The 11745-nt window shown below is 71.6% G+C and carries 10 protein-coding genes; 5 read left to right on the top strand and 5 right to left on the bottom strand.

The features are described from left to right. Positions 1-1389 (bottom strand): cytochrome ubiquinol oxidase subunit I, encoded by a 1389-nt coding sequence (locus J4573_RS24525; RefSeq protein WP_208258179.1) that lies wholly within the window; start codon positions 1387-1389, stop codon positions 1-3. Between the two features lie 191 nt (positions 1390-1580). On the opposite strand from J4573_RS24525, the gene aroA reads away from it, so the two are divergent. The 3 genes from aroA (at position 1581) to J4573_RS24510 (ending at position 5468) form a co-directional block, all read left to right on the top strand. Further along, the gene (gene aroA, locus J4573_RS24520) at positions 1581-2855 is read left to right on the top strand and encodes a 3-phosphoshikimate 1-carboxyvinyltransferase (protein WP_208258178.1); all 1275 of its coding nucleotides are present in this window, start codon (positions 1581-1583) and stop codon (positions 2853-2855) included. Positions 2856-2951: 96 nt separating this feature from the next. Beyond that, positions 2952-3908: a ribosome small subunit-dependent GTPase A gene (gene rsgA / locus J4573_RS24515; RefSeq protein ID WP_307796847.1), complete on the top strand. Its 957-nt coding sequence runs from the start codon at positions 2952-2954 to the stop codon at positions 3906-3908. Between the two features lie 39 nt (positions 3909-3947). Continuing rightward, positions 3948-5468, top strand: a complete 1521-nt coding sequence (locus tag J4573_RS24510; protein ID WP_208258177.1) for a serine/threonine-protein kinase — start codon at positions 3948-3950, stop codon at positions 5466-5468. Here the strand turns inward: J4573_RS24510 and J4573_RS24505 are convergent. Next, on the bottom strand, positions 5446-6483 hold the full coding sequence (locus tag J4573_RS24505) for an MHYT domain-containing protein (RefSeq protein WP_208258176.1): 1038 nt from the start codon (positions 6481-6483) through the stop codon (positions 5446-5448). The genes J4573_RS24510 and J4573_RS24505 overlap by 23 nt on opposite strands. A 175-nt stretch (positions 6484-6658) precedes the next feature. Here J4573_RS24505 and J4573_RS24500 point away from each other — a divergent pair, with 175 nt between their 5' ends. Together J4573_RS24500 and J4573_RS24495 are read left to right on the top strand one after the other, a co-directional pair. Then, positions 6659-7534, top strand: coding sequence for a helix-turn-helix transcriptional regulator (locus J4573_RS24500; protein WP_208258175.1), 876 nt, complete (start codon positions 6659-6661; stop codon positions 7532-7534). 53 nt (positions 7535-7587) lie between these two features. Beyond that, positions 7588-9132, top strand: coding sequence for an FAD-binding oxidoreductase (locus J4573_RS24495; protein WP_208258174.1), 1545 nt, complete (start codon positions 7588-7590; stop codon positions 9130-9132). 9 nt (positions 9133-9141) lie between these two features. Here the strand turns inward: J4573_RS24495 and J4573_RS24490 are convergent, their stop codons facing one another. The 3 genes from J4573_RS24490 to J4573_RS24480 form a co-directional block, all read right to left on the bottom strand. After that, positions 9142-9783 (bottom strand): DNA-3-methyladenine glycosylase family protein, encoded by a 642-nt coding sequence (locus J4573_RS24490; RefSeq protein WP_208258173.1) that lies wholly within the window; start codon positions 9781-9783, stop codon positions 9142-9144. Between the two features lie 140 nt (positions 9784-9923). Further along, entirely contained in the window at positions 9924-10496 is a 573-nt protein-coding gene (locus J4573_RS24485) for a CGNR zinc finger domain-containing protein (protein WP_208258172.1), read from the bottom strand. A gap of 37 nt (positions 10497-10533) precedes the next feature. Next, entirely contained in the window at positions 10534-11562 is a 1029-nt protein-coding gene (locus J4573_RS24480; RefSeq protein WP_208258171.1) for a LuxR C-terminal-related transcriptional regulator, read from the bottom strand. Positions 11563-11745: the final 183 nt, after the last annotated feature.

Raw genomic sequence — 11745 nt, 5'->3', positions numbered from 1 at the left:
TCAGTAGGCGAAGGCCAGCGGCTTGTCCTCGGCGGCCTCGGCGGGCGGGTCCTCCGGCGGGTCCTTGCGCGCGTACGCGAGCATCAGGCCGAGCTCGACCACCGCGAGCGCCCCGTACAGCACGGTGAAGACGATCAGCGAGGTCAGCACGGTCCCGCCGGGCACGCTCGGGGAGACGCCGTCCTTGGTCTCCAGCAGCCCGAAGACCACCCACGGCTGCCGCGCCATCTCGGTGAAGATCCAGCCGGCCGAGTGGGCGACGAACGGCAGCACCACGCTCCAGATCGCCAGGATCCACAGCCAGCGCTTCTCCGGCAGCCGCCCCTTGCGGGTCAGCCAGAGCCCGGCGAGCGCGACCAGGGCGGCGAGCCCGCCCGCGCCGATCATGACCCGGAAGCCCCAGTACGCGATCGGGATGATCGGCCGGTAGTCGCCGGGACCGAACTCCTTCTGGTATTGCGCGTTGAGGTCGTTGATCCCCTCGACCTTGCCGTCGAGCGTGCCGGTCGCCAGGAACGACAGCAGGCGGGGCACCTCGAGCGAGAAGACCGGCTTGGAGCCGTCCAGCGTGCCGATCGTCAGAATGGAGAACGAGGCGGGCTGCTCGGTCTCGTACAGCGCCTCGGCGGCCGCCATCTTCATCGGCTGGGTCTCGGTCATCACCTTGCCGAGCTGGTCGCCCGACAGCGCGACGCCGGCGAACCCGACCAGCGTCGCGACCAGCCCGAGCCGCAGTGAGGTCCGGAACACGTCCTGGTTCTTCTTGCGGGCGAGATGCCAGGCCGAGACGGCCGTCAGCAGCACGCCGGCCGTGACCCAGCAGCCGAAGATCGTGTGCGGGAACGTGGCGAGCACGACCTTGTTGGACAGCACCGCACCGAAGTCGGTCAGCTCGGCCCGCCTGGTCGCCGGGTTGAACGTGTAGCCGACCGGGTTCTGCATGAACGAGTTGGCCGCGAGGATGAAGAACGCCGACAGGGCCGTGCCGATCGCCACCAGCCAGATCGCCAGCAGGTGCAGCTTCTTCGGCAGCCGGTCCCAGCCGAAGATCCACAGTCCGAGGAACGTGGACTCCAGGAAGAAGGCCAGCAGCGCCTCGATCGCCAGCGGCGCCCCGAAGATGTCGCCGACGAACCGCGAGTAGCTGCTCCAGTTCATGCCGAACTGGAACTCCTGCACGATCCCGGTGACCAGCCCCATCGCGAAATTGATCAGGAAGAGCTTGCCCCAGAACTTGGTGGCCCGCTTGTACTTGTCGTTGCCGGTCCGTACCCAGGCCGTCTGCAGGATCGCCACCGCCAGCGACATGCCGATCGTGACCGGCACGAACAGGAAGTGGTAGACGGTGGTGATGCCGAACTGCAGGCGCGCGAACAACAACTCGTCCAAGGCCGTGCTCCCCCCAAGGCGCCGCGCGTGCTCCCCCCGAAGCAGCGATAGGCGCGTCCGAACCTAGACCTCGGCCCGGCCGCGCCCCGCGGAATCTCCAGGCGGTTGCCCAGCGATTTCCCCTTTCTTGCAGGGATCTTGCCTGCTGGAACGCCCGTCCGGGCCGCCGGGCGGCCCGATAACCTAGCCCTATGCCTTCTCCGCACTGGTCCGCCCCGGTCACCGACGCCCCGATCGACGCCACCGTGGCCGTCCCCGGGTCCAAGTCGATGACCAACCGTGCGCTGATCCTGGCCGCCCTCGCCGCGACCCCTGCGACCGTCACCCGCCCCCTGCGCAGCCGCGACACCCTGCTGATGGCGGACGCGCTGCGTTCACTCGGAGCCGGCATAGGCGACGACGGCGACGACTGGCAGGTGCTGCCGGGCGAGCTGCGCGGCCCGGCGCGGGTCGACTGCGGTCTCGCCGGGACGGTCATGCGGTTCGTTCCCCCGGTCGCGGCGCTGGCGGACGGCGAGGTGGTCGTGGACGGCGACCCGTACGCACGCAAGCGCCCGATGGGGCCGATCATCACCGCGCTGCAGGCGCTCGGCGCCGACATCGACGACGAGGGCCGCGGCGCCCTCCCGTTCACCATCCGCGGGCGCGGCTCGGTCCAGGGCGGCCCGGTCACGATCAACGCCTCCAGCTCGTCCCAGCTGGTCTCGGGCCTGCTCCTGGCCGCGCCGCGCTTCGAGAAGGGCGTGGAGGTACGGCACGAGGGCCCGCCGGTCCCGTCCGCCCCGCACCTGGCGATGACGGTCGAGATGCTGCGCGCGGTGGGCGCCACCGTCGAGACCGGGGAGAACGTCTGGCGCGTCGCCCCCGGCCCGATCCGCGGCGGCGAGACCGTCATCGAGCCGGACCTGTCGAACGCGGCCCAGTTCCTCGGCGCGGCCCTGGTGACCGGTGGCCGGGTGACCGTCCCGGGCTGGCCCGAGCAGACCACCCAGCCGGGCGACGCGCTGCGCAGGCTGCTGGCCGCGATGGGCGCCGACGTCACCCTCACCCCCGACGGCCTGACCGTGCGCGGCCCGGCCGGCGGCACGTTCGACGGGCTGACCGCCGACCTGCACGAGGTCGGCGAGCTGACCCCGGTCCTGGCGGCGCTCGCCGCGCTCGCCGACGGCCCGTCCCGGCTGACCGGGATCGCGCACCTGCGCGGCCACGAGACCGACCGCCTCGCCGCGCTGGTGAACGAGATCAACGCACTCGGCGGCGACGCGAACGAGCTCCCCGACGGCCTGGAGATCCGCCCGCGCCCCCTGCACGGCGGCGTCTTCCACACCTACGACGACCACCGGATGGTCATGGCCGCCGCGGTGCTCGGCCTGGCCGTCCCCGGGGTCGAGGTGGAGAACGTGGCCACCGTGGGCAAGACACTCCCCGACTTCACCGGCCTCTGGACCTCCATGCTGACTGATTGAACTTCCATGCTGACTGATTGAACTTCCATGCTGACCGCCTGAAAGGGGCGACCACTGGCACGCAGACCGCAGGACTACGACGAGGACGACGTCCGGGTGCGCCCCGGGCGCCGCGGATCGCGCCCGCGCACCCGCCGCCGTCCCGCGCACGACGACGCGGTGAACGGCTTCGTCACCGCCGTGGACCGCGGCCGCTACCAGGTCCTGGTCGAAGAGGACCGGATGGTCACCGCGATGCGCGCCCGCGAGCTGGGCCGCAAGGGCGTCGTGGTCGGCGACCGGGTCGCCCTGGTCGGCGACGTGTCCGGCGAGCCCGACTCACTGGCGCGGATCGTACGGGTCGAGCCCCGCACCTCCTCGCTGCGCCGCACCGCCGACGACACCGACCCGTTCGAGCGGATCATCGTCGCGAACGCCGACCAGCTGGTGATCGTGACCGCGCTGGCCAACCCCGAGCCCCGGCCCCGCATGATCGACCGGCAGCTGGTGGCCGCCTACGACGCCGGGATGGACCCGCTGCTCGTGCTGACCAAGGCCGACCTGGCGCCGCCGGACGACCTGCTGGCCGAGTACGCGCCGCTCGGCATCCCCTACGTGGTCACCGTTCAGGGCAAGGACCAGACCGGCGAGCTCCTGCCGCACCTGACCGGCCGCATCAGCGTCCTGGTCGGCCATTCGGGCGTCGGCAAGTCCACCCTGGTCAACGCCCTGGTCCCGGAGGCCGAACGGGCCGTCAGCCACGTCAACGCCGTGACCGGCCGGGGCCGCCACACCTCCTCGTCCGCGATCGCCCTGCCGCTGCCGGGCGACGAGGGCTGGATCATCGACACCCCCGGCGTGCGCAGCTTCGGCCTGGCTCACATCAAGCCCGAGAACGTCATCAACGCGTTCGAGGACCTGGCCGAGGGCGCCGCCGAACGCTGCCCGCCGCACTGCGACCACCTCCAGGAGGACTGCGGCCTGGACGAGTGGGTGGCCGAGGGGCACGCCTCCAAGGCCCGCCTGGACTCGCTCCGCCGCCTCCTGGCCAGCCGGGAGGGCGACGCCGAATAGCCCGCGCGTCGCACCGCCGCACGTCTGTATCGTCCATGTATGCCCCAAGTGATCGCCGAGCGTTACGAGCTCCTGGACATGCTCGGGCGCGGCGGCATGGGCGCGGTCTGGCGCGCCCGCGACCGCACGCTGGACCGGGAAGTGGCGATCAAGGAGGTCGAGCTCCCGCCGGGCCTGGACGCCGCCCAGAGGGAGCGCGTGTACGCCCGCACGTTCCGTGAGGCCCGTTCCGCCGCCCGCCTCGACCACCCCGGGATCGTGACCGTCTACGACGTCGTCGAGCACGACGGCCGCCCGTGGATCGTGATGCAGCTGGTCCGCGCGCCCGCCCTCGACTCGGTCATCGCCACCGACGGCCCGCTCCCGCCGGGACGGGTCGCCGCGATCGGCGTCGACCTGCTGGAGGCGCTGCGCGCCGCCCACGCCGCCGGGGTGATCCACCGGGACGTCAAGCCGGGCAACGTGCTGCTCCCCCACAACCGGGCCGTGCTGACCGACTTCGGCATCGCCACCGTCGCGGGCGACGAGACCCTCACCCAGGCGGGCGCGATCGTCGGGTCGCCCGCGTACCTGGCCCCCGAGATGGCGCGCCGCCAGAAGGCCTCACCCGCCTCGGACCTGTGGTCGCTCGGCGCCACGCTGTACGCCGCCGTCGAGGGCCGCCCGCCCTACCAGCGCGGGGACGTCTGGGGCGTGATGGCGGCCGTGCTGTCGGACGAGCCCGACCCGACCCGCCTCGCGGGACCCCTCCAGCCCGTCCTGCAGGGCCTCCTCCAGAAGGACCCCGAACTGCGCATGCGCGGCGAGGACGCGAGCCACCTGCTCCGCGAGATCGCCCAGGGCGCCCCCGTACGCGCGATGCCCGGGCCGAACGAGCCGCCCGCGCGCGACATGACCCTGCCGCCGATCCCGGCGTCGCAGACCGTTCGGCCCCATCCGGGCAAGGGCCCGCGCTGGCCCATCCTGGTCCCGGCCGGGATCCTGGCCATGGTCGTGATCGTGGCCGCCGTGGTCCTGGTCATCTTCGTCGACAACGGCGGCGGCAACAACGACCGACCGCCCGGCTCCCGCCTGACCCCGACCACCACCGGCGGCCCGTCCAGCCCGTCGGCCTCGGCGCCCAGCACCACGGTCCCCCAGGGCTTCGAGCCCTACCGCAACTCGCTCTTCGCCGCCTCGATCCCCAAGGGCTGGACCAAGGAAGGCTCGGACGACAACGTCACGTTCAAGGACCCGAACTCCTCGCGCGGCATCGCGGTCCAGAAGATCCGGGACACCCCGGGAAACGAGAGGGTCTACCTCACCCAGACCGCCGAGTCGCTGAAGGGGTCGTACCAGAACTACAACGAGACCTCCTTCAACGGGAAGGTCCCCTACCAGGACGGCGCCGCGGAACTGGAGTTCACGTTCACCAAGGACGGCAAGAACGGCCGCTGCCGGGTGCGCCTGTTCTCGTTCAACGGCGCCCTCTACCTGGCGACCATGCCCGCGCTCGCCTCCGGCTGGAGCGACAGCAACGCCAAGTTCGACGCTTTTCTCAACTCGTTCCGGAGCCCCTGACCCCGGCCCCATCATCAACCCCCGCACTGTCCTCAACTCCCGCGCCGTCCTCAACCCCCGCGCTGTCCTCAACCCCCGCACTGTCCTCAACCCCCGCGCCGTGCACGCTCTCGCCAGACTCGACGTCCGCCGAAGCCGCCTGGGATGTGGGGTCGAGGGGTGGGCGGCGGGGGACGATGAGCGGGGCCCGGGCGGGCGGCTCGGGTGTGGGGCGGGGCAGGTGAACGGGGGGTGTGGCCAGGCGTTCGGCCAGGGTGCGGGCCTCGTCTTCCAGCTCGTCCTCGGTGGGGGCCATGCCGACGACGACCAGCAGGACCGTGGCGATCAGGCTGACGACGACGATCACGGGGAGCAGGACGCCGGTGCCGGTGACGCCGGGGACGTGGTCGGCGTGGCCGGGCTGGTCGGCGTGGTCCATGGTGACGGTCATGGAGGCCATGCCGGTGTAGTGCATGCCGGTCACCGCGACGCCCATGATCAACGAGGCTCCGACGGTGGCGAGGGTGCCCCGGACACGGAGGGTGAACCACAGGGCGGCGGTGGCGGCGACGACGGCGATCACGACCGAGAGCAGGACCAGGCCCGCTCCGTAGTGGATCTCGCCGGACATCCGCATGGCCGCCATGCCCGTGTAGTGCATGGTCGCGACGCCGAGGCCGGTGATCACGCCGCCGACCAGCAGCGGTACGGGCCGGTCGCCGCCGTAGCCGACGGTGAAGAGCCCGAGCCCGACCACGGCGACCGCCATGAACGCGCTGAACACCGTGAGCCCCACGTCGAAGCGGACCGGGGAGCCGTCCACGGTGAAGCCCAGGATGGCGATGAAGTGCATGACCCAGATGCCGGTGCCGCCGATCGACAGGGCCGCGAGCCCCAGCCAGGCGGCCCGCTGCACCTCGTTGGAGGCCCGGGCTCTGGAGGCGAACAGCAGGCCCAGCAGGGATCCGACGACCGACATGGAGTACGCCGGCACCGGCGTCCACAGGCCGTAGGAGAAGTGATGTACGTCGGCCATTGGGTGCATAGCCAAGGTCCCCCGAATTCACCCTTTTCGGTTGTTTTGCCGCATGCTAACGACCCTCTGACCAGCGAAACCGCCATGACCGAATCCGGTCATGCCCTGACCGGGGAACGACGGGGGGTCTGACAGGGCCAGGCAGGAAACGGACGCGGTCCCCGATACTGGGCGCATGGACAACCGAGGCGAACTGACCGAATTCCTGCGGACCCGGCGGGCGCGGCTGCAGCCCGAGGACGTGGGGCTGCGGCCGTTCGGCGGGCGCCGGCGGGTGCCCGGGCTGCGCCGCGAGGAGGTCGCCCAGCTCGCCGGGGTGAGCGTCGACTACTACGTGCGGCTGGAGCAGGGCCGTACGCAGAACGTCTCGGAGGAGGTCCTGGAGGCCGTCGCGCGGGCCCTCCAGCTGACCGAGGACGAGCGCGACCACCTGCGCAACCTGGCCAAGCCGACCCGTACGCGCCGCCGCCCGCCCGCCCGCGTCGAGCGCGTCCGGCCGGGCATGCAGCGGCTGCTGGACATGGCCGAGGGCATCCCCGCCTACATCGTCGGGCGGCGCTGCGACGTGATCGCCTGGAACCGGATGGCCGCAGCGGTGTTCACCGACTTCGGCGCGCTGGCCCCGCTCGACCGCGGCTGGGGCCGGTTGCTCTTCCTGAACGAGGACATGCGGGCACTCTTCGACGACTGGACGATCAAGGGGAAGGAGACCGTGGCGTTCCTGCGGTTCCGCGCGGGCCAGTTCCCCGACGACCCGGAGCTGGCGGCGCTCGTCGGCGAACTGTCGGTCAAGAGCGAGGACTTCCGGCGGTGGTGGGCCGACCACAACGTCCAGGACAAGACGTTCGGCTCCAAGAAATTTCACCACCCGCTCGTGGGCGAGATGACCCTCGAATACGAGACCCTGCGCGCGACCGACAACAGTGATCAAGTCCTGGTCACCTATACCGCGGCGGCCGGTTCGCCCTCCGAGACGGCCCTGCGGCTCCTCGGCAGCTGGGGCGCGAGCACGCAGGACGCCGACGCCTCATCGGACACCACGACGGGCTGACATCGGTTTGGATGGCCGTATGAATCGGATGCCCGTATGACTTGGATGCCCGTATGAAGCGGCGCGCGCTCCTCAAAGCCACAGCCCTCACGGCAACGGCCATCGGCCCCCTCGCGGCGGCATGCTCCTCGGGCGACGACGACGGCGGTGGCGGCGGGAACGGGAACAGCGGGCCGAAGCCGGGCGGGACGTCCGCCTCCCCACCCAAGGCGATCACCGCCGCCGACTGGAACGCCCTCGGCCGCGGCCTCGAGGGCAAGCTGATCCGGCCCGGCGACGCGTCGTACGAGCGGGCCCATCGCCTCTACATCCCGCGCTTCGACCGCATCAAGCCCGCGGCCATCGCCTACTGCGCCCACCCCGAGGACGTCGCCGAGTGCGTGCGGTTCGCCGCCGCGCGGCACGCGCCGGTCGCGGTGCGCTGCGGCGGTCACGGCTACGCGGGCTGGTCCACCGGAACGGGCCTGGTGATCGACGTGTCGGCGATGAGCACGGTCACCGCGACCGGCGGCCGCGCGGTCGTCGGCTCGGGGACCCGGCTGATCGACCTGTACTCCAAGCTGGCCGACCGGGGCCTGGCCGTCCCGGCGGGCACCTGCCCGACCGTCGGCGTCTCCGGCCTCACGCTGGGCGGCGGCATCGGCGTGACGTCCCGCGCGTACGGGCTGACCTGCGACGTCCTGGAGTCGGCCAAGGTGGTGACGGCCGACGGCAAGATCCTCACCTGCGACGCGAACCAGAACAGCGACCTGTTCTGGGCGTGCCGGGGCGGCGGGGGCGGCAACTTCGGCGTCGCGGCCGAGTTCACCTACCGTACGCACCCGGCGGAGAGCCTCACGACGCTCTTCCTGCGCTGGCCGTGGGCGCAGGCGGCGACCGTGATCCGCGGCTGGCAGCGCTGGCTCGCCTCCGCGCCCGACTCGATCTGGACGAGCGTGCACCTGGACACCGAGCCCGCCGACGGCGTTCCCCAGGTCCAGGTCGTCGGCGCGGCCGTGCAGGACCCGTCCGGCGACCTGAACCGGCTGTACGCGGCCATCGGCACGAACCCGGTCGGCGAGCAGGTCCGCCTGCACTCCTACATGGACGCGATGCAGCTGATGGCGGGCTGCTCGGGCCAGACGATCGGGCAGTGCCACGGCCAGGGCGGGCTGCCCGGCCAGGCGCCCGACGGGCGCTTCCCGCGCACCGAGTACGCGGGCAAGTCGCACATCGCCCTGCGCCCGCTGCCGGACGCGGCGATCGCCGCGATGACGACCCGGATGGTCCGCGGCAACTCCGTCAAGAACCGTTCGGTCGCGATGGACGCGCTCGGCGGCGCGATCGGCCGCGTCGGCCCCGGCGCCACCGCGTTCCCGCACCGCAGCGGGCTGTTCTGCATGCAGTACCTGGAGAACGGCCTCGACCACACCTGGCTCCGCGACCTCCACGGCACCATGGACCAGTACGTCGGCGGCGCCGCGTACGTGAACTACATCGACCCGGAGCTGAAGGACTGGAGCCGCGCCTACTACGGCGACAACCGCGAGCGCCTGGCCAAGGTCAAGGGCACCTACGACCCCGGCCGCCTGTTCACGTTCCCCCAGGCAGTCAGCTAGAAAGTCGCGTCAGAGGGTCGCGTAGAGGTAGGCGGCGGCGAGCGTACGCCACGGCGCCCAGCGTTCGGCGTGATCGTCCACAGCGCGCACCGAAGGAAGCTCATCCCAGCGGCCCAGCTCTGCCAGTGCCTTGCGGATCTGCAGGTCCGCCGAGGGCATGACGTCCGTACGGCCGAGCGCGAGGATCAGCGCGCCGTCGGCGGTGAAGCGGCCGACGCCCTTGATCTCGGTGAGCTCCGCGCGGACGGCGTCGTCGCCGAGCCCGGCCAGCCTCCCTGCGTCCAGGCGCCCATGAACGACGCGGCGCGCCACCTCGGTCAAAGTCGCGATCTTCGCCCGCGAGTAGCCCACCTCGGTGAGCGTGGCGCCCGCAAGCGCCAGGAACTCATCCGCGTCCGGCAGGCGGCCGCCGCACCGCTCGCGGAGGCGGCCGATGATCGCCATCGCGGACGCGTTGGAGATGTGCTGGTCGGTGACCTGGCGGAGCAGCGACGTCCACAGCCCGTCTCCCCAGCCGTCGAACGCCTCGGCCGGATCCAGCTCCGGATCCGCCTCGACCAGCCGCCGCATGCCGCCGCCGACCGCCCGCAGGCGTTCTCGCCCCTCGCTCCAGTCCGGCTCACCCGCCGCTCGCACCAGGGACCCAGTCACTCGGGAGACGCCATCACTCGGGAGACGCCATCACTCGGGGCACTGTCACTCGGGGCTGTGTCATTAGAGGCCGTGTCATCAGGGACCCAGTCACTCGGGAGACGCCGTCACTCGGGAGACGCCGTCACTCGGGGGCACTGTCACTCGGAGGCTTTGCGTCGACGGTGTTCGCGGACGCGGTGACGGACGCCGCAGATCTCGGTCGCGCACCACACCCGGCGGCCGCTCGGGTCGAGGAAGAGCAGGCCGCACACCGGGTCGGCGCAGGTCCGCAGCATCGAGGCGCTGCGGCCCGCGAGCTGGTCGGCGGCCTGGCGGGCGATGCGGCCGAGCGCCGCCTGCCCGTCGGGCGGGCGCCGCACCTGCAGGCCGCCGGACTCGGTCGCCAGGACCAGGGTGCGGTCCTCGGTGAGGAACTCGTTGACGCGGTCCACGGCGTCCTGCGGGAACGGTTCCAGGCGTACGGTCGCCAGGGCCAGGCTCCGCAGCGCCTCGCGGAGGATGCGCGCGCGGGCCAGGTCGCCCTCGGTGGGATCGGACTCCGGCAGGAGGTCTTCGGCGTTGAGCCATTCGCGGAACCGCGTGACGCTGCTGAGGCGCTCGACCGGGGCGGTGCCGTAGGCGTTGCCGACCGTGGCAATGAGATCGAGCCATGCGGCACCGGTGTCGAAGCGCAGCCTCTTGATGCGGGCCTCGGCCTCTGGGGACACCATTGTCCGATGATACCCCTCAACCCGTTACATAGACCGCTCACAGCCAGCCTCGTCTCTCCGCGAGGACACCTCCCTGAAACCTGCTGGTCGCGTTCATCGTCCGCAGGATCTCCGACACGCGGCGCCGAACGGTGCGCACGGAGACGCCGAGACGCCGCGCCACCACCTCGTCCTTGGTGCCGTCGCCGAGCAGCCTGAGCATGATGCGGTCGCTCGGCGCGAGCGGTACGGAGGGCTCGGCGCCGCTCCCGTCCTCCTCGACCTCCAGGTAGTGGTCGACGGTGCTGGCCTGCGACCAGCAGTTCTCGAAGAGCGCGTAGAGCGCCTCGACCAGGCCGCGACCCCGGACGATCAGCGTCGCGTGGCCGCCGCCGTCCTCGTCGTGGGCGCTGCGGTTCTCGGTGAGGACGATGACCTGCCGGTCCAGCGCCAGCAGCTCGACGGGCGGGTCGGGCACGGCGCGCAGCTCGCCGCCCTCGTTCAGCCGGGGACGGATCATGCCGCGCAGCCCGTCGTCGGCGAAGAACGCGGTCGGGTAGATGAGGCGGAGCCCGACGCCGCGGCGCAGGGCGGCGATCTCGGCGGGTTCGTTGTCGGTGCTCGGGCGGCCCGCGGCGCCGGACACGGGTGAACGCGTGATCCGGGCGATCTCCTCGCGGACCGCGCCGAGCAGCCCGGCGACCTGGAGCCTGGCCGCCTCCGGGTCGCCGATGCGGTCGATCGTGGGTTTCAGCCCGGCGGGGCCGAGCACGGGATGGCGCTCCAGCAACCCGGCGAGCTCGGCGTACAGCACCGTGATGTCGCTGCGCCTGCGCGCGTAGTCGGCGTCGACCTGGGCACGCAGCCGGTCGGTCGCGACCAGCGGGCCGTTCGAGGTGGGGCGGAGCCTGCCCACCTGTTCGGTGCAGACCAGGCCCGCGCCGATCAGCCGCGAGACGCTTTCACGTACCTGCTGGTCGGGCAGGCCCTCGTTCCGCGCGACCTGTTCCGCCGTGCAGTCGAAACGGTGCGCGATATGGCCGTAGACGACATCATCAACCTCCTCAAGACCGAGCATCTCAAGCATCGAAGAAGTCCACCCTTGGTCGGACGTTCAAGCCCGCGTCATCCGGATGGGCGGGCACCCGGGTCTTTCTCGCACCCAGGGAAGGTTCCAAACATGAAAGACCCGGGCGCCGAAGTATTCGCACGTGACCGGATGGTTTTCAGACCGCGAAATGATGGACCTTTCGCGCGCTTCGCAATCCAG

Origin of the sequence: Actinomadura barringtoniae, from assembly GCF_017573505.1 — a bacterium.
GTDB lineage: Bacteria > Actinomycetota > Actinomycetes > Streptosporangiales > Streptosporangiaceae > Spirillospora > Spirillospora barringtoniae.
This window is presented reverse-complemented; position numbering and strand designations above follow the sequence as displayed.

Bases quoted from the DNA above. Each gene is read 5' to 3' on its own strand.
- J4573_RS24480 (WP_208258171.1), bottom strand. From the start codon at position 11,562: ATGCTTGAGATGCTCGGTCTTGAGGAGGTTGATGATGTCGTCTACGGC.
- J4573_RS24485 (WP_208258172.1), bottom strand. From the start codon at position 10,496: ATGGTGTCCCCAGAGGCCGAGGCCCGCATCAAGAGGCTGCGCTTCGAC.
- J4573_RS24505 (WP_208258176.1), bottom strand. From the start codon at position 6,483: ATGGCCGACGTACATCACTTCTCCTACGGCCTGTGGACGCCGGTGCCG.
- aroA (WP_208258178.1), top strand. From the start codon at position 1,581: ATGCCTTCTCCGCACTGGTCCGCCCCGGTCACCGACGCCCCGATCGAC.
- J4573_RS24510 (WP_208258177.1), top strand. From the start codon at position 3,948: ATGCCCCAAGTGATCGCCGAGCGTTACGAGCTCCTGGACATGCTCGGG.
- J4573_RS24500 (WP_208258175.1), top strand. From the start codon at position 6,659: ATGGACAACCGAGGCGAACTGACCGAATTCCTGCGGACCCGGCGGGCG.
- J4573_RS24495 (WP_208258174.1), top strand. From the start codon at position 7,588: ATGAAGCGGCGCGCGCTCCTCAAAGCCACAGCCCTCACGGCAACGGCC.